Origin of the sequence: Croceibacterium soli, from assembly GCF_009828065.1 — a bacterium.
Classification (GTDB): domain Bacteria; phylum Pseudomonadota; class Alphaproteobacteria; order Sphingomonadales; family Sphingomonadaceae; genus Croceibacterium_B; species Croceibacterium_B soli.
The window spans coordinates 378,353-394,150 of the sequence record NZ_WTYK01000003.1 but is presented as its reverse complement, the minus strand read 5'-3'; the positions used below and the strand labels follow the sequence as shown (position 1 = coordinate 394,150).

The following is a 15,798-nucleotide window of genomic DNA, read 5'->3' as shown; positions in this document are numbered from 1 at the left end:
CACCTTCGGTGTCGCGGTCCCCCTCCCCATTCGGCTGCGCCGAACAGGGAGGATTTTCGATCACACGAAGCCACGAACGGCCAGCCATCACCCCTTCGCGTCCTCGCGCCTTTGCCTGACAAAAAAATTCCTCCCCGGCACGGGGAGGGGGACCGCCCGCGCAGCGGGTGGTGGAGGGGGCTCGCCGCCAGCGCTGCACTAGGAGGCGGGCCCCCTCCGTCACCGGCCTCCGGCCGGCGCCACCTCCCCGTCCCGGGGAGGATTTGGCGGCCCGGCGGGACATCTTCGTGTCTTCGTGGCTTCGCGTGAGCCCCCTTCGGTGGCGACGAAGGAACCGGCACCATCTCTTCGCGCCTTCGCGTGAGATCCAAAAATCCTCCCCGTTTCCGCGCAGCGGGAATGGGGAGGTGGCAGACGCCGTCAGGCGTCTGACGGAGGGGTCCGGTGCGCCTTACCCCTCCACCACGACACCTTCGGTGTCGCGGTCCCCCTCCCCATTCGGCTGCGCCGAACAGGGAGGATTTTCGATCACACGAAGCCACGAAGGGCCAGCCAAAACCCCTTCGCGCCTTTGCGCCTTTGCGTGACAAAAAAATTCCTCCCCGGAACGGGGAGGATCGATCTTACCGCCGTTCAGGCGAACGCCGCCGCGCGGCTTAGGAGTTTGTAGGCTTCGACGACGCGCTGGAGGCGGCCTTCGTGGCTGCGGTCGCCGCCATTGCGGTCGGGGTGGTAGCGGCGGACCAGTTCGGAGTAGCGCTTGCGCAGGCGCTGGCGGTCCGCCTGCGGATCGAGGCCCATCACGCCGAGCGCCTCGCGTTCGCGCGACGTGAACCGCGCTGCCGCGCCGGGATGCTCCTTCCGTCCGGCAGCACGGCTGCGGATGTTGCGGGCGCGCGCGCCGATCGCGTCGAGCGGATCGTCGAAATCGGCCCAGCGCGGGATCCCGTCCACCGCGGCGTCGGCGCGGAAGGCGCGGGTTTCGGTGCGCCAGCCGTTGATCGGGGACTGCGCTTCGAGGATCTCCTCGGCGCTCATCCCGGCGAACCAGTCGTAACCGGCGTTGAATTCGCGGACGTGATCGAGGCAGAACCAGCGCCAGTCTCCCGGCCCGTCGGCGCCGGGGCCGCGGTGTCCGGGCGCGCGGAATTCGCCGGCTTCGCGGCAATTCGGCGCCTGGCACTCCCGCCCTTCGCCTTCGTATCGGCCATGGAACTTCTGTTGTTTCACCGCCATTAGGATGGGGACGAATCCCCCCGTTGAAAACCCCCGAGGAACTCGAATGACCGGACCGGCTGCACGCGAGATCGAAACCCTGCTGCGCGAGGCTTTCGCGCCGACGCGGCTCGACGTCATCAACGACACGGCGAAGCATCACGGCCACGCCGGCGACGACGGCAGCGGCGAATCGCACTTCACCGTGGTGATCGAAAGCGAGGCTTTCACCGGCAAGAGCCGCCTGGAGCGCCAGCGCATGGTCAACCGCGCTCTCGGCGACATTCCCGGCCAGCGCGTCCACGCGCTGGCCGTGCGCGCCACTGCCCCCGGAGAGGGGCAGTGAGCTACCAGCTCTGGTACTGGCCGACGATCCCCGGCCGCGGCGAGTTCGTGCGCCTGTTCATGGAAGCGGCCGAGCTCGAGTACGAGGACATGGCCCGCGAGGAGAGCGCCGATGCGCTGGTGGAAGACCTCCACGCGCGCGAGGGCGTGCGGCCCTTCGCCCCTCCCTACCTGGTCGACGACGACGTGGTGATCGGCCAGACCGCGCTGATCCTGACCTATCTCTCCGACAAGGAGGGCCTCGGCACCGGCGACCTGGCGACCGACCTCGGCCTCGTGCAGCTCCAGCTCGACATCGCCGATTTCGTCGAGGAGGTGCATTCGGTCCATCATCCGATCGCCAGCAGCAAGTACTACAGCGAGCAGATGGAAGCGGCCTTCGAACGGGCGGAGGACTTTCGCGCCAATCGCCTGCCCAAGTACCTGATCCACTTCGACAACGCGGTGGCGACGAACGGTGGGCCATTCCTGCTCGGCGACCAGTGGAGCCATGTCGACACCAGCCTGTTCCAGGTCATGGAAGGGCTGGATTATGCGTTCCCCAACCTGATGCGGCGGATGCAGGGCACCTGGCCGCATCTGGAGGGGCTGCAGACGGCGGTGCCGGATATCGACGGCGTCGCGGCCTACCTTGCCAGCGAGCGGCGGATGGAGTTCAACCAGGACGGCATCTTCCGCCACTACGAGGAGCTGGACGAGCAATGACCATCCTCAAGACCGTCACGCCGGTGACCCACGATCTCGGAGGTTTCCAGGTCCGCCGCGCGGTGCCGAGCGCCGAGTGCCGAATGGTCGGCCCTTTCGTGTTCGTCGATCAGTTCGGCCCGGCGCGGCTGGAGGCTGGCCATGGCATGGACGTGCGGCCGCACCCGCACATCAACCTCGCCACCGTGACCTGGCTGTTCGATGGGGCGATCGACCACCGCGACAGCCTCGGCACCCACTCGACCATTCGCCCCGGCACGGTGAACCTGATGACGGCGGGCACCGGCATCGTCCATTCGGAGCGCAGCCCGCAGAGCGAGCGCGAGGGCGGCGCGGCGATGTACGGCATGCAGACCTGGCTCGCCCTGCCGGATGGGCGCGAGGACATCGACCCGGCGTTCGAAGCGGTCAGCGACCTGCCCATGGTCGAGGACAGCGGCGCTTCCGCTCGCGTGATCATGGGATCGCTATGGGGCCGGCGCGCGCCGACGACCTGCTATGCCGACACGATCTATGCCGAAATCAACCTCAGCCCGAACGGCGCGATCCCGATCGATGCCGAGGCGGACGAGCGCGCCGTCATGCTCGTGGCCGGGGACGCCAGCATCGACGGCGAGCCACTGCCGCTCTACGCGCTGCTTCTGCTGAAGCCGGGCGAAGCGATGGTGCTGCGCTCGGCCGGGGGCGGCAAAGTCATGCTGCTGGGCGGCGAGGCGTTCACCAGCCATCGCTACGTCTACTGGAACTTCGTCAGCTCCAGCCGCGAGCGGATCGAGCAGGCGAAGGAAGACTGGAAAGCTGGCCGCTTCGCCAAAGTGCCGGGGGACGAGGAGGAGTTCATTCCCTTGCCGGAGCGGCCGAAGACGGTCAGCTATCCATAAGTCCTCCCCCCCCTGGGGGAGGTGGCAGACGCCGAAGGCGGCTGACGGAGGGGGCGCCGCTTGGATGAACGGCTTAGCCAGGCCGCGCCCCCTCCGTCATCGCTACGCGATGCCACCTCCCCCAGAGGGGGAGGATTGGCGATCACTTCCCAAACCACTCCACCCAGGCGCCATGCGGGTGGGCTTCGGCGAGGTGCGCCGCCTCTTCGCCGCCGGGCCAGTAGCGGACGCGCAGTTCGTGGCGGAAAGTCTGGCGGTTGGTCTCCAGCGCCAGCCAGGCAAGCGGCCGTTCGAGGGTGGCGCGGGCGCCGGCTTCCTCCATCATTGCGGTGATCGCCTGCTGCGTTTCAGCCGGCAGGTATTGCCACATCACGGTGTGGAAAAGGGCGCGGGTGACGCCTGCTTCCTGCGGCGCGGCGAGCATCTCGCGGACGAAATCGGCGGCGTCCATCTGCACCAGTTCCGGCGGCACGCGCTCGGCCATGGCGATGGCGGTGTCGAGCCGCGCCATGCGCTCGCGGGCGTCGGCCCAGACGTAGGCTTTCAGCCGCAGCGCCTCATCCGGGTCGGTCAGGTCGACGGGGGCGACGTCGCAGCCGCGCACTGCCACGATCTCGACCTTTGCGTGGGGCGGCGGCGGGCCGCGCCACTCGGGCACGATCTTCATGCGCGACAGGCTCGGCCCGGCTGTCACTCCGCCGAGGTCGTAGAAGTAGCGGCCCATCATCGTGTTCACGCCCGCGCTGGCGCCGATCTCGTTCAGTTCAAACCTGGGACCAAGCCGCTGCGACAGCCACAGCAGCCCCGCCATGATGCCGGCGGAGCGCCCCGCTTCGTTGGTCTGCGGCGGCCCGTCGAGCCAGGCGAGGAGTCGGGCATCGAACCGCACCGCCATGTCCGCGACGATAGCGTCGATCGCGTTCTGATCCGTAAGCAGCCCGGCATAGACTGGCTCCAGCCGCCGGTCCTCTCCAGCGAGGTAGAGCCAGTGCAGCCCTCCGGCGACGCGCAGCGGCAGGGCATCGGCCAGCGACAGCCCGTGCCAGTGGGTCATCCGCCTGCCGGTCGCGGTGTCGGTGTCCAGGATCGCCAATTCGGCGCGGATCACGCGGGCGGTGCATGGGGCGAAAGCCTGCTCGGCATGCTGCGCCTGCCACTCGATCGCTTCGCGCACGTCCGCGATCTCCATCACACCCGTTTCGGCCATATGCGTTGCCCTTTCCCCGGCCGCCCTCTACATGCGCGCCGCTATGTCCGAACCGCTGACCTTCGCCGTGCCCAAAGGCCGCATTCTCGACGAGGCGCTGCCGGTGATGGCGCGCGCCGGTCTCGTGCCGGAAAGCGCCTTTCACGACAAGGGCAACCGCTCGCTCAGCTTCGCCTGTGAGCGCAGCGACATGCGGATCATCCGCGTGCGCGCGTTCGATGTGGCGACGTTCGTCGCCTTCGGCGCGGCGCAGGCCGGGATCGTCGGCTCCGACGTGATCGAGGAGTTCGACTTTTCGGAGCTTTACGCCCCGGTGGACCTCGACATCGGGCACTGCCGCCTTTCGGTCGCTGTGCCGCAGGATGCAAGCGCCGGTCAGGCCAGCAAGGCAAGCCACATCCGCGTGGCGACCAAGTACCCGAACATCACCCACCGCTGGTTCGAGCAGCAGGGCGTGCAGGCCGAGTGCATCAAGCTCAACGGCGCGATGGAACTCGCGCCGAGCCTCGGCCTGGCCGGGCAGATCGTCGACCTCGTCTCCAGCGGGCGCACGCTGAAGGACAACGGCCTGGTGGAGACCGGCACGATCATGCAGGTTTCGGCCCGGCTGATCGTCAACCGCGCCGCGCTCAAGACCGATCCGCGGGTCGCCGCGCTGGTGGAGACGTTCCGCGCCCTCACCGCGCAGGAAGCCGCCTGATGCTTACGCTGAAGACCAGCGACACCGATTTCGAGGCGAAGTTCGCCCGCGTCGTGAACGGCCGGCGCGAAAGCGGGGCCGACACCGCGCGCACCGTGAGCGAGATCCTGACCAAAGTGCGCGACCGCGGCGACGAGGCGCTGGCGGAAATGACCGCGCGCTACGACGGGTACCACCTGACCGACGACGAGAGCTGGCGCATCGGCCCGGAAGCGTGCCACGCCGCCTTCGCCGCGCTCGATCCGGTGCTGCGCGAGGCGCTCGAACTCGCGGCCGACCGCATCCGCGCCTATCACACCGACCAGTTGCCGGGCGACCGCGACTTCACCGACACGGCCGGCGTGCGCCTCGGCGCCCGATGGCGGGCGGTCGACGCCGCGGGGCTCTACGTTCCCGGCGGGCGGGCGGCCTATCCTTCTTCGCTGTTGATGAACGCCATTCCCGCAAAGGTCGCCGGGGTCGAGCGGCTGGCGGTCGTGACACCGACGCCCAAGGGTGCGGTCAACCCGCTGGTCCTGGCCGCCGCTCACCTCGTCGGGATCGAGGAGATCTGGCGGGTCGGCGGCGCCCAGGCGATCGGCGCGCTGGCTTACGGCACGCGGCGGATCAAGCCGGTCGACGTGATCACCGGCCCGGGCAACGCCTATGTGGCGGAAGCCAAGCGGCAGCTTTATGGCGTGGTCGGCATCGACATGGTCGCCGGGCCGAGCGAGATCCTCGTCATCGCCGACAGCAAGAACGACCCCGACTGGATCGCCGCCGACCTGCTGAGCCAGGCCGAGCACGACCCGACCTCGCAGTCGATTCTCATCACCGACGATCCGGCTTTTGCGGAGCAGGTCGAGGACCGGATTGACGTGCAGTGCTCGATGCTCTCGACGCAGCGGACCGCGCGGAAGAGCTGGGACGATCACGGCGTCATGCTGATCGTATCGGACTTCGCCGAAGCCCCCGCCCTCGCCAACCGCCTCGCCGCCGAGCACGTGGAGCTGGCGATCGACGATCCCGAAGCGATGTTCGCGGAGCTGCGCCATGCCGGCAGTGTGTTCCTCGGCCGCTATACGCCCGAGGCGGTCGGCGATTACGTCGCCGGGCCCAACCACGTGCTACCCACGGGCCGCCGCGCCCGCTTCGCCAGTGGCCTCTCCGTGCTCGACTTCATGAAGCGGACCAGCTTCATTTCGATGGACCGCGCGGCGCTCGGCAAGATCGGACCGGCGGCGATCGCCCTGGCCGAAGCCGAAGGCCTGCCCGCCCACGCCCATTCGGTGAAAGTACGCCTGTCATGAGCAATGCCCGTTCCCTCCCCCGCTCCGCCGCGCGGCTTGCCGCCGTGCAGGCGCTGTACCAGCACCAGATGGAGGGGACCGCTCCCGCTCGGCTGCTGAACGAGTTCCACCAGCACCGCCTGGGCCGCGAGATCGAGGACGATCAGTACGCCGAGGCCGACGTCGACTTCTTCGACGACGTGGTCAGCGGCACGATCGCCCGGCGCGACGAGATCGACACGCTGCTGACCGAGCGCCTGGCGGAGGGCTGGACCATCGCCCGGCTCGACAAGACCATGGTGCAGATCCTGCGCGCCGGGGCCTACGAGCTGCTCGCCCGGCCGGACATTCCGGTCGGCACGGCGATCAGCGAATACATCGACGTGGCCCATGCGTTCTTCGACGAGCGCGAGGCGAAGTTCGTCAACGGAGTGCTCGACGCGGTGGCGAAAGCCGTGCGGTGAGCGCCGAGCGCGCCTTCGTCGATTCCCTCAAAGCACTGGCAAGCGACCCCGCCGCGCGCGGGCTGGTGGACGACTGCGCGGTCCTCGAGATCGGCGGAGAGACGCTGGTGCTGACGCACGACATGCTGGTCGAAGGCGTCCACGTGCCGATGGGCGCGGATCCGGCGGACGTGGCTTGGAAGCTCGTGGCCTGCAACCTCAGCGATCTGGCGGCCAAAGGTGCGCGGCCGCTGGGGGTGCTGGTCGGGCACATGCTCGGTGGAGATGATGCGCGCTTCGCCGAGGGGCTCGGCGAGGTGCTCTCGCGCTACGGCGTTCCACTGCTCGGCGGAGATACCGTCTCGGGCCAGGCGCCGCGAAGCTGGGGTCTGACCGCGGTGGGCCGTGCGACCTACCGTCCCGTGCCTTCGCGAGCGGGTGCCCAGCCTGGCGACGCCGTATGGATCACGGGGCCGGTCGGCGCAGCAATGATCGGCTTCGAAGGGCTGCGCGACCGTACCGGCGGCGACAGCACCGCTTACCGCCGCCCTGCCCCGCGCCTCGCCGAGGGCGAAGCTCTGGCGCCTCTGGCCAGCGCAATGATGGACGTGTCCGACGGCCTGCTGCTCGACGCGTCGCGCATGGCCGAAGCAAGCGGCGTCACCTTTGCAATCGACAGCGCCGCCGTTCCGATCGCCGCACCCGAAGCGCGCCGAGCCGATGCGCTGCGCTGGGGCGACGACTACGAACTGCTCGCTACCCTGCCCGCCGGTGTGGAGCCACCGTTCGAAGCTTGGCGGATCGGCGAAGTCCTCCCGCAGGGCGAAGCGCCGCTGCTGCTAGATGGTGAGCCGCCGGAGGGCTCACTCGGCTACGAGCACGGCTAAAGGGCCGAGCAGTCCACTCCGCGCTTCTGCAGGATCGGCTTGAGCTCGTAGTACGCGGGCTTGGTCGCGTGGTTGGGGATGCCCGGGTAGAGGTGGTGCACGACGTGGTACTGCATGCCCATCGACAGCCAGTGGCCGAAGACCGTCCTGAACACCCGCGTGTTGCTGTAGCGGTCGCGGCCCTCGCGCGGATGGTGCGGCGCCCAGCTGAGCCAGTAGCGGATGTAGCTGAGGCCGATGTGCCGGGGCAGCCACCACAGCAGGGCCGCTTCGAACGCATATCCCGTCCAGCACATCGCGAACATGAAGAACATCGCGAACAGCTGCAGGTAGGCCGTATCGCGCAGCGCCTTCGCGGCAGCCGGGGTGCCGATCCGCTGGAGCACGCGCTTGTAGTGGTGGATCGAACCGTCCGCGCCCGGCTGGCGATTGAGCCAGGTCTTGACCCAGGCCGCGAGAGGACCGCTGGCGGAATCGGTGTAGTCCGGATCGTTCTCCGGGTGATTGCAGTGATAGTGGTGATGCAAGTGCATCATCCGCGCCATCGAGAACGGGAAGATCAGGATGATCGTGCTGACTTCGCCGACGAGTTCGTTCCAGAAGCGATACTTCGTCCCGCGGCGACCGATGTTGTCGTGCATCGCTTCGTGGCTGGTGATGTAGCCGCCCGCCGCGAAAATGCAGCTCAGCACGAAGCACGGCCACAGCGGCACGACGTCGAGCATCGTCAGCGGGAAGAAGGCCAGCCACATCGCGAAGCAGGTCAGCGTGACGACCGTGTAGATCCGCATCTTGCGCGGATCGGACATGTACTTGGCGGCAATCGCCCGCTCTTCCTTCAGCAGCTGCACGCGCGTGTGCTTGTCCAGCCCGTCGCCCTTCGGCAGCGGGAAGGCCGTCCGCTCCGCCGCGCCGCCTTCGCTGCGGCCTTCGATCAGCGCGGCTTCGCCGACCGCGGCGAAAGTCTCGCGCGCATCCCCCTGCGCCAGGCCGTCCACCGGGCGGTCCATCACAGCCAGCGACCGCCGATGTTGGCGTAGAGCCCCCAGAGCCCGCCGAAGATCAGCCCGAAGGCGATCGGCGAGAGCCCGAGCGGCGGTTGCACGTCCCAGGCGGTCATGAGTTGCGCCGTCAACGGCGCGATGAAGCCGATTCCGAAGAGGAATGGCATCCATATCAAAAGCTTCTTGATTACCACCGCGCCCATCTTGGTTAATCTAAATTAAACCATGCTGCACTGCAAGAACCTGAACTCACGTGTCACAAATCGGAACGGAGCGTGGCTATTCGGCCAGCCGCTCCCCGGTCGCGAGACAGGCGGCAGTTACTCTGTCCCGGCGCAAGGGACTTGCACCCGCCCCCGCCGCCCTTTAGCCATTCGCCCAGCCTGCGGTTACGGGGGCTCCCCGTGACCACGGCTTTCTTTGGGAGAGAGAGGGGGAAGGTCGCATATGGACCTCGTAATCATCGCAATCTCGCTGGGACTGCTTGCCATCGTCTATGGCTTCGTCACCAGCCGACAGGTTCTCGGCGCGAACGCCGGAAGCGCCCGGATGCAGGAAATCGCCGGGGCCATCCAGGAGGGCGCGCAAGCCTACCTCAAGCGGCAATATACCACGATCGCTATCGTCGGCGTGGTGGTCGCGGTGATCGTGGCCTACTTCCTCGGCGCCATCTCTGCGACCGGGTTCGTGCTCGGCGCGATCCTGTCGGGCGTTGCCGGGTTCATCGGCATGAACATCTCGGTCCGCTCCAACGTGCGCACAGCGGCCGCGGCGCAAGTCGGGCTGCAGCAGGGCCTGACGATCGCCTTCCGCGCCGGCGCCATCACCGGCATGCTGGTGGCGGGCCTCGCCCTGCTCGCGATTGCGGTGTTCTTCTACGTCCTCACGGGTCCGATGGACCTGCCGGCGAACGACCGCACGGTGATCGATGCGCTCGTCGCCCTCGCCTTCGGTGCTTCCCTCATCTCGATCTTCGCCCGTCTCGGCGGCGGGATCTTCACCAAGGCGGCTGACGTCGGCGCCGACCTCGTAGGCAAAGTCGAAGCCGGAATCCCGGAGGACGACCCCCGCAACCCGGCCGTGATCGCCGACAACGTCGGTGACAATGTCGGCGACTGTGCAGGCATGGCGGCCGACTTGTTCGAGACCTACGTCGTGACCGTCGGAGCCACCATGGTGCTGACCGCGCTGCTGTTCACCGGCCTCGGCGACCTGCTGCTGCCGATGATGAGCCTTCCGCTGCTGATCGGCGGCGGCTGCATCGTCACTTCGATCATCGGCACGTACTTCGTCCGCCTGGGAGGCGGCAAGAACATCATGGGCGCCATGTACAAGGGCTTCCTGGTCACGGCGATCCTGTCGATCCCGGTGATATGGTTCATGATCCAGTTCGCCCTGGGCGACATGAACGCGGTGATCGGCGGTGAAGCGCAGAACGTCGACGTCGGGGCTCCGCTGGCGGAGGAAGGCACGGCGGCGCAAGTCGGCGGCTTCACCGGGTGGGCGCTGTTCTGGTGCTCGATGCTCGGCCTGGTGATCACCGGCCTGATCATCTGGATCACCGAATACTACACCGGCACCAACTTCCGCCCGGTGCGCTCGATCGCCAAGTCCTCCGAGACCGGCCACGGCACCAACGTGATCCAAGGTCTCGCGATCAGCCTCGAGGCGACGGCCCTGCCGACGCTGGTGATCGTCGCCGGCATCATCATCGCCTTCCAGCTAGCCGGCCTGATCGGCATCGCTTATGCGGCGACGGCGATGCTGGCGCTGGCCGGAATGGTCGTGGCGCTCGATGCCTACGGCCCGGTGACCGACAACGCCGGCGGCATCGCCGAAATGGCGGGGCTCGACGACAGCGTGCGCGAGAAGACCGATGCGCTCGACGCCGTGGGCAACACCACCAAGGCGGTCACCAAGGGCTACGCGATCGGTTCCGCCGGTCTCGCCGCGCTGGTGCTGTTCGCCGCCTACACCACCGATCTCGCCGAGTTCTTCCCTGACGTCGACGTCGATTTCAGCCTGGAGAACCCCTACGTGATCGTCGGGCTGCTGCTCGGCGCACTGCTGCCGTTCCTGTTCGGATCGATGGGCATGACCGCCGTCGGCCGCGCGGCCGGCGACGTGGTGAAGGACGTGCGCGAGCAGTTCGCGGCCGATCCGGGCATCATGGCCGGGACCAGCCGTCCGAACTACGCGCGGACGGTCGATCTCGTCACCAAGGCGGCGATCAAGGAAATGATCGTGCCCAGCCTGCTGCCGGTGCTGGCGCCGATCGTGGTCTACTTCGTGATCACGCTGATCGCCGGGCAGCACAACGGCTTCGCGGCCCTGGGCGCCCTGCTCCTCGGCGTGATCGTCGGCGGGTTGTTCGTGGCGATCTCCATGACCGCCGGCGGCGGCGCATGGGACAACGCCAAGAAGTACATCGAAGACGGGCACCACGGCGGCAAGGGCTCCGAAGCCCACAAGGCCGCGGTGACCGGCGACACGGTGGGCGATCCGTACAAGGACACCGCCGGCCCGGCGGTGAACCCGATGATCAAGATCACCAACATCGTCGCGCTGCTGCTGCTGGCGGCGCTCGCGGCCTGAGTTAGCGAACGACTACGGATTGGCCCCGTCCGGCGCTGCCGGGCGGGGCTTTTTCGTGCCGGCGCCCGGCGCCGTTAAACCTTCCTTGGCAGAGAGAGGCTAGGACGCGCACGACGGCACGACCGCCGCCGCTGCGAGGTATGACGCCAGCATGGCCAGCCGAGCTCTCACGACAGCCGCCCCGGTGCGCATCGACGCGCCGGCCGGCCGCGCGCCTGAGGTCCGCCTGACGGCGCACGACTGGCGGAGCTTCGACACGCCGGCGCAAACCGCCCGCTGGGACGCACTGGCGCAGCAGGCCGGCGAGCCGAACCCGTTCTTCGAAAGCTGGTACCTCCTCCCTTCGCTCCGCGCGCTCGACCCGAGTGGGCGGGTGCAGTTGCTGTGTCTCGAAGCAAACGGGGAACTGGCCGGCCTGCTGCCGCTGCGGCGCGAGCGCGACTACTACGGCTATCCGCTGCCGCATTGGCGCACCTGGACCCATGCCAACTGCTTCCTGGCCGCCCCCCTGGTCGCGCGGGGCTGCGAACGCCTGTTCTGGCCGGCCCTGTTCGCTTGGGCCGACAAACGCGCCGGTGCCCGGCTGTTCCTGCACTTGCCCGAGCTGCCGCGCAACGGCCCCTCCTACGAAGCGCTCGGGATGGCGCTGACTCGCCAGGGCCGCCAGGCGGTGCTGGTGCACCAGGAAGAGCGAGCCATGCTCTCCTCCGGCCTTTCCGCCGAAGCCTACCTCGATGCCGCGCTCCCGGGCAAAAAGCGCAAGGAACTGCGCCGCCAGCACCGCCGCCTCTGCGAGGAAGGCGCTCTCGTAGTAGAACGCCTGCATGGCGACGCGAACCTGACCCGCTGGATCGACGAATTCCTGGCGCTCGAACGCGCCGGCTGGAAGGGCAAGGCAGGTTCCGCCCTCGCCTGCAACCCGGCCACCGAAGCGCTCTTCCGCCAGGCGCTCACCGGCGCGGCGGCGCGGGACAGGCTCGAGCGCCTCGCGCTCAGGCTTGATGGCCGCCCGCTCGCCATGCTCGCCACTTTCCTCTCGCCGCCGGGCGCGTTCTCCTACAAGACCGCGTTCGACGAAGATTTCGCCCGCTTCTCCCCCGGCGTGCTGCTGCAGCGTGAGAACCTCGCCCTGCTGGAGCGGGACGATATCGACTGGTGCGACAGCTGCGCCGCCGCCGATCACCCGATGATCGATCACTTGTGGCGGGAGAGGCGGACCGTCGCCGGTATCAACGTGGCCATCGGCGGCAAGCCTCGGCGGGCGCTGTTCCGCGCCCTCGCCGCCCTGGAGACCCGCCGCCGCGCAGGAGGACCCGCATGAACGCCCCGTTCCCCCCGATCGCACACGCCGGACCGTTCCCGGACGTCTTCCCGCCCGAAACGCGCGCGCACTTCGCTGCCAGCTACCCCGAGGCGCCGCACCTGCTGGATCATCGTCTGCGCGAGCATCCCCTGCTGACGCTCGACGCCCTCGCCGCGCTGGGCGAAGCGCTTCCGCCGGCTTCGGTGGAATACAACCGGGGGGACCTGCCGATCGGCGTAGACGGCAAGCCCGAAGGGAACGGCCTGACCATCGGCGAGACGATCCGCTCGATCGCCAGCGCGCGGAGCTGGGCCGTGCTCAAGAACATCGAGCAGCAGCCCGCCTATGCCACTCTGCTGGCCGCGCTGCTGGACGAGATCGAGGGCGAGATCGTCGCCAGGACAGGCAGTATGCGGAAGACGCAGGGCTTCATCTTCGTCTCCAGCCCCGACGCCGTGACCCCCTACCACTTCGATCCCGAGCACAACATCCTGTTGCAGCTGGTGGGATCGAAGGAAATGACGGTCTTCCCCGCCGGCGATCCGCGCTTCGCCCCGCACAGCGTGCACGAGAGCTATCACACTGGCGGCCCGCGCGAGCTTGTCTGGCGCGACGAACTGGCCGCAGGCGGCACCGCGTTCGCGCTGGAGCCGGGGAAGGCGCTCTACGTGCCGGTCATGGCGCCGCACTTCGTCCGCAACGGACCGGTGCCGTCGATCTCGCTGTCCATCACCTGGCGCAGCGAGTGGAGCTTCGCCGAGGCCGATGCCAGGGCGCTCAACCGCCTGCTGCGCCGCTTCGGACTCAGCCCGCGGCCCCCGGGCCGCTGGCCGGCCCGCAACTTGGGGAAAGCCTATGCGTGGCGGGTCCTGCGCAGGCTTGGCGTGAGGGATTAGGGTCTTTCACGCGACGTCCCCCCAGTCGTGGTTCGACAAGCTCACCACGAACGGAGAGGGGTGGCTCACCACGAACGGAGAGGGGTGGCTCACCGCGAACGAAGAGGGGAGGCTCACCGCGAACGGAGAGGCAAGGCTGGCTTCTTGCCCTGAGCCCTTCCCTCGATCCGTTCGTCCTGAGCCTGTCGAAGGACGAGAGGCACGGACTAAGAGGAGTGGGCAGGTCAGACCGCCTTGACCCGCCCGGCAGCGGCCCGCAAAGCCGGGTCATGGCCGAACCGACCACCGAGGAACTCGTCACCAGATTGCTAGGCCTGCTGGATGTCACCCCACTGAGCGGCGACAGGTTCGAAGGGCCGCGCCAGATCGACGGGGTCGGGCGCGTGTTCGGCGGGCAGGTCATCGCGCAGGCGCTGATCGCCGCGCAGGCAACTGTTGCCGAAGACCGCCCGGCCCACTCCCTGCACGCCTATTTCCTGCGCGGCGGCAGCGAGGACCACCCGGTCGAGTACCGTGTGGAGCGCGCGTTCGACGGCGGCAGCTTCGCCAACCGGCGGATCACCGCGATGCAGCAGGAACGGCAGATCCTCTCCTGCTCCGTCTCGTTCCATCGCAGGGAAGTCGGACCGCACCACCAGAGCGAGATGCCGCAAGTGCCTCCGCCGGAAGATCTCGAGCCCGATCACGTGGTGATCGACCGCCATCGCGCGGAGATCGCGGGCAGCGCTCCGCCGATCGTTTTGCGGCCGCGGGCTATCGAAATGCGTGCGGTACGCCCACTGGCGGTGCTCAGCCGGGAGCCGGATCCGCCGGAGCAACACGTGTGGTTCCGGGTTCGCGCGCCCCTGACGGACGATCCGGCGCTGCACCGCGCGGTGCTCGCTTACTGGAGCGACATGCGCCTGATGGGCACGGCCCTGTTGCCGCATGGACTGGCCTTCGCGCGCGGCGACGTGACGGTCGCGAGCCTGGACCATGCGGTCTGGTTCCATGAGGACGCCCGCACCGACGACTGGCTGCTCTACGCGATGGATTCGACCTGGAGCGGCCGCGCCCGCGGGCTGAACCACGGGCGGATCTTCACCCGCGACGGACGATTGGTGGCCAGCGTGGCACAGGAAGGCATGTTCCGCCCGGTGAAGCGGTAGAACCGGTCAGCGCCAGCCTTGCTCGCGCGCCGCGGCTTCTTCCTCGGCCGTGAGCGCGGGTCCTGCGGCCAGTTCCTGCGCTTGTGCGAGGATGCTGCCGGCGTCGGCGCCGGCCATGCGGTAGTCGCTCTGCTGCGCCGAAGCCCCTGCGCCCGTGGTGTGCAGGCGCCAGCCCTCGCGATCGCGACAGGCGATGCCGCTCTGCGCTTCGCCTGCAAAGGCTCGGCAGAACTGGCCGTCATCGTTGCGGAAGCTGAGCAGGATGCGGGTGTCGGCGCCGGCCGGCTGCGCGGAAACGAGCTGCTGTTCGAGAGCTGAGGCAAGCTGCTCCCCGGCATAGCCTTCGGGCACCTCACCGCCGCGCGGCAGGAACACCGCCAGCGCGAGCGAAGCGGCAAGCGCCGGCCCCGCAACCCAGCCCCAGCGCACGCTCGAAAGCGCGCGCCGCGCATCGCGCTTCTCGCGCGCGGCGGCAAATTCGGCCACCGGAGCGGGCTGCCTCGTGCGCAGCAGTTCGGTAAGGCGATCGGGCACCGGCGCTTCAAGGATCGGCGCGAAATGGGCCGCCAGCTTCTGCTTCAGGGCTGCATGGGCCGCTACCTGGGCGGCGAGCGTAGGATCGGCTTCGACCTGGGCCCGCACTTCCTCGCGGCGAGCGGGATCGAGCTCCCCGTCGGCATAGGCGGCCAGTTCTTCGGACGTGACGCTCATGGAGCTTCTCCCAGGAGTTCGAGCAGCGCGTCGCGTCCGCGCACCAATCGCGAGTTCAGTGTACCGACCGGGCAGCCGATGATTTCGGCGGCTTCCTTGTAGGCATAGCCTTCGACCATCACGAGCAGCACGGCTTCGCGCTGCTCGTCGGGCAGGCGGGCCATCGCGCGGCCCACGTTGCCCAGCTCGACGGCGGATTCCTGTGCACCCTCTGCGCCGACGGAGAGCCCGCCCTCTTCGGCGACGAACGTCTGGCCGCGCCGGTTGCGGGCCCTTTGCTCGTCGATCCAAATGTTGCGCATCATCGTGTACATCCAACTATCCAGGCGTGTGCCTTCCTGCCACTTGCCGCGATTGACCAGCGCCCGCTCTATGGTCGCCTGGCACAAGTCGTCGCCGTCAGCGGCGCTGCGCGACAGTCCGATGGCGAAGCGCCGCATTCGCGGCAGCAGTGCCAGCACCCGATCTTCAAAGCTTTCGGCCAGTTTCG

At 68.4% G+C, this 15,798-nt stretch carries 17 protein-coding genes; 11 read left to right on the top strand and 6 right to left on the bottom strand.

The window, feature by feature from the left end; translation table 11 throughout:
- Nucleotides 1-633 precede the first annotated feature (633 nt).
- Nucleotides 634-1,230: a J domain-containing protein gene (locus GRI75_RS07690; protein WP_160746369.1), complete on the bottom strand. Its 597-nt coding sequence runs from the start codon at nucleotides 1,228-1,230 to the stop codon at nucleotides 634-636.
- Between the two features lie 52 nt (nucleotides 1,231-1,282).
- Between GRI75_RS07690 and GRI75_RS07685 the strand changes: the two genes are divergently transcribed.
- From GRI75_RS07685 to GRI75_RS07675, 3 genes are read left to right on the top strand one after another with little or no spacing between them, the layout of a single operon-like run.
- Nucleotides 1,283-1,561 carry a BolA family protein gene (locus tag GRI75_RS07685; RefSeq protein WP_160746368.1) on the top strand — a complete coding sequence of 93 codons (279 nt, stop codon included), beginning with the start codon at nucleotides 1,283-1,285 and terminating at the stop codon, nucleotides 1,559-1,561.
- A complete protein-coding gene (locus GRI75_RS07680) occupies nucleotides 1,558-2,265 on the top strand; it encodes a glutathione S-transferase (protein ID WP_160746367.1) in 708 nt (235 codons plus the stop codon). Before GRI75_RS07685 ends, GRI75_RS07680 begins: the two co-directional genes overlap by 4 nt.
- A complete protein-coding gene (locus GRI75_RS07675) occupies nucleotides 2,262-3,146 on the top strand; it encodes a pirin family protein (RefSeq protein WP_160746366.1) in 885 nt (294 codons plus the stop codon). Before GRI75_RS07680 ends, GRI75_RS07675 begins: the two co-directional genes overlap by 4 nt.
- A gap of 142 nt (nucleotides 3,147-3,288) precedes the next feature.
- Here the strand turns inward: GRI75_RS07675 and GRI75_RS07670 are convergent, their stop codons facing one another.
- The gene (locus GRI75_RS07670) at nucleotides 3,289-4,353 is read right to left on the bottom strand and encodes a DUF2332 domain-containing protein (protein ID WP_160746365.1); all 1,065 of its coding nucleotides are present in this window, start codon (nucleotides 4,351-4,353) and stop codon (nucleotides 3,289-3,291) included.
- 43 nt (nucleotides 4,354-4,396) lie between these two features.
- Here GRI75_RS07670 and hisG point away from each other — a divergent pair, with 43 nt between their 5' ends.
- The 4 genes from hisG to thiL are packed head-to-tail and all read left to right on the top strand — an operon-like array spanning nucleotide 4,397 to nucleotide 7,651.
- Nucleotides 4,397-5,053 carry an ATP phosphoribosyltransferase gene (hisG, locus tag GRI75_RS07665; RefSeq protein WP_160746364.1) on the top strand — a complete coding sequence of 219 codons (657 nt, stop codon included), beginning with the start codon at nucleotides 4,397-4,399 and terminating at the stop codon, nucleotides 5,051-5,053.
- A complete protein-coding gene (gene hisD / locus GRI75_RS07660; RefSeq protein ID WP_160746363.1) occupies nucleotides 5,053-6,342 on the top strand; it encodes a histidinol dehydrogenase in 1,290 nt (429 codons plus the stop codon). Before hisG ends, hisD begins: the two co-directional genes overlap by 1 nt.
- Nucleotides 6,339-6,785, top strand: coding sequence for a transcription antitermination factor NusB (nusB, locus tag GRI75_RS07655; protein WP_160746362.1), 447 nt, complete (start codon nucleotides 6,339-6,341; stop codon nucleotides 6,783-6,785). Before hisD ends, nusB begins: the two co-directional genes overlap by 4 nt.
- Nucleotides 6,782-7,651 carry a thiamine-phosphate kinase gene (gene thiL / locus GRI75_RS07650; RefSeq protein WP_160746361.1) on the top strand — a complete coding sequence of 290 codons (870 nt, stop codon included), beginning with the start codon at nucleotides 6,782-6,784 and terminating at the stop codon, nucleotides 7,649-7,651. Before nusB ends, thiL begins: the two co-directional genes overlap by 4 nt.
- Here the strand turns inward: thiL and GRI75_RS07645 are convergent.
- Nucleotides 7,648-8,661: a fatty acid desaturase gene (locus GRI75_RS07645; RefSeq protein ID WP_160746360.1), complete on the bottom strand. Its 1,014-nt coding sequence runs from the start codon at nucleotides 8,659-8,661 to the stop codon at nucleotides 7,648-7,650. The genes thiL and GRI75_RS07645 overlap by 4 nt on opposite strands.
- Nucleotides 8,661-8,858 carry a hypothetical protein gene (locus GRI75_RS07640; RefSeq protein ID WP_160746359.1) on the bottom strand — a complete coding sequence of 66 codons (198 nt, stop codon included), beginning with the start codon at nucleotides 8,856-8,858 and terminating at the stop codon, nucleotides 8,661-8,663. Before GRI75_RS07640 ends, GRI75_RS07645 begins: the two co-directional genes overlap by 1 nt.
- A gap of 244 nt (nucleotides 8,859-9,102) precedes the next feature.
- Between GRI75_RS07640 and GRI75_RS07635 the strand changes: the two genes are divergently transcribed.
- The 4 genes from GRI75_RS07635 (at nucleotide 9,103) to GRI75_RS07620 (ending at nucleotide 14,597) form a co-directional block, all read left to right on the top strand.
- Entirely contained in the window at nucleotides 9,103-11,250 is a 2,148-nt protein-coding gene (locus GRI75_RS07635) for a sodium-translocating pyrophosphatase (RefSeq protein WP_160746358.1), read from the top strand.
- 151 nt (nucleotides 11,251-11,401) lie between these two features.
- Nucleotides 11,402-12,571: a GNAT family N-acetyltransferase gene (locus GRI75_RS07630; protein ID WP_160746357.1), complete on the top strand. Its 1,170-nt coding sequence runs from the start codon at nucleotides 11,402-11,404 to the stop codon at nucleotides 12,569-12,571.
- Nucleotides 12,568-13,449 carry a cupin domain-containing protein gene (locus tag GRI75_RS07625; protein WP_160746356.1) on the top strand — a complete coding sequence of 294 codons (882 nt, stop codon included), beginning with the start codon at nucleotides 12,568-12,570 and terminating at the stop codon, nucleotides 13,447-13,449. The genes GRI75_RS07630 and GRI75_RS07625 overlap by 4 nt, the downstream gene beginning before the upstream one ends.
- A gap of 269 nt (nucleotides 13,450-13,718) precedes the next feature.
- Nucleotides 13,719-14,597 carry an acyl-CoA thioesterase gene (locus GRI75_RS07620; protein ID WP_160746355.1) on the top strand — a complete coding sequence of 293 codons (879 nt, stop codon included), beginning with the start codon at nucleotides 13,719-13,721 and terminating at the stop codon, nucleotides 14,595-14,597.
- Nucleotides 14,598-14,603: 6 nt separating this feature from the next.
- Here GRI75_RS07620 and GRI75_RS07615 read toward each other — a convergent pair whose 3' ends face one another.
- Both GRI75_RS07615 and GRI75_RS07610 read right to left on the bottom strand, forming a co-directional pair.
- The gene (locus tag GRI75_RS07615) at nucleotides 14,604-15,308 is read right to left on the bottom strand and encodes an anti-sigma factor family protein (protein ID WP_160746354.1); all 705 of its coding nucleotides are present in this window, start codon (nucleotides 15,306-15,308) and stop codon (nucleotides 14,604-14,606) included.
- On the bottom strand, nucleotides 15,305-15,748 hold the full coding sequence (locus GRI75_RS07610; RefSeq protein ID WP_160746394.1) for a sigma-70 family RNA polymerase sigma factor: 444 nt from the start codon (nucleotides 15,746-15,748) through the stop codon (nucleotides 15,305-15,307). Before GRI75_RS07610 ends, GRI75_RS07615 begins: the two co-directional genes overlap by 4 nt.
- Between the last annotated feature and the right edge of the window lie 50 nt (nucleotides 15,749-15,798).

Bases quoted from the DNA above. Each gene is read 5' to 3' on its own strand.
- GRI75_RS07610 (WP_160746394.1), bottom strand. From the start codon at position 15,748: ATGCGGCGCTTCGCCATCGGACTGTCGCGCAGCGCCGCTGACGGCGAC.
- nusB (WP_160746362.1), top strand. From the start codon at position 6,339: ATGAGCAATGCCCGTTCCCTCCCCCGCTCCGCCGCGCGGCTTGCCGCC.
- GRI75_RS07625 (WP_160746356.1), top strand. From the start codon at position 12,568: ATGAACGCCCCGTTCCCCCCGATCGCACACGCCGGACCGTTCCCGGAC.
- GRI75_RS07645 (WP_160746360.1), bottom strand. From the start codon at position 8,661: ATGGACCGCCCGGTGGACGGCCTGGCGCAGGGGGATGCGCGCGAGACT.
- GRI75_RS07640 (WP_160746359.1), bottom strand. From the start codon at position 8,858: ATGGGCGCGGTGGTAATCAAGAAGCTTTTGATATGGATGCCATTCCTC.
- GRI75_RS07620 (WP_160746355.1), top strand. From the start codon at position 13,719: ATGGCCGAACCGACCACCGAGGAACTCGTCACCAGATTGCTAGGCCTG.
- hisD (WP_160746363.1), top strand. From the start codon at position 5,053: ATGCTTACGCTGAAGACCAGCGACACCGATTTCGAGGCGAAGTTCGCC.
- GRI75_RS07635 (WP_160746358.1), top strand. From the start codon at position 9,103: ATGGACCTCGTAATCATCGCAATCTCGCTGGGACTGCTTGCCATCGTC.
- GRI75_RS07630 (WP_160746357.1), top strand. From the start codon at position 11,402: ATGGCCAGCCGAGCTCTCACGACAGCCGCCCCGGTGCGCATCGACGCG.
- GRI75_RS07675 (WP_160746366.1), top strand. From the start codon at position 2,262: ATGACCATCCTCAAGACCGTCACGCCGGTGACCCACGATCTCGGAGGT.
- GRI75_RS07615 (WP_160746354.1), bottom strand. From the start codon at position 15,308: ATGAGCGTCACGTCCGAAGAACTGGCCGCCTATGCCGACGGGGAGCTC.
- hisG (WP_160746364.1), top strand. From the start codon at position 4,397: ATGTCCGAACCGCTGACCTTCGCCGTGCCCAAAGGCCGCATTCTCGAC.
- GRI75_RS07670 (WP_160746365.1), bottom strand. From the start codon at position 4,353: ATGGCCGAAACGGGTGTGATGGAGATCGCGGACGTGCGCGAAGCGATC.
- GRI75_RS07685 (WP_160746368.1), top strand. From the start codon at position 1,283: ATGACCGGACCGGCTGCACGCGAGATCGAAACCCTGCTGCGCGAGGCT.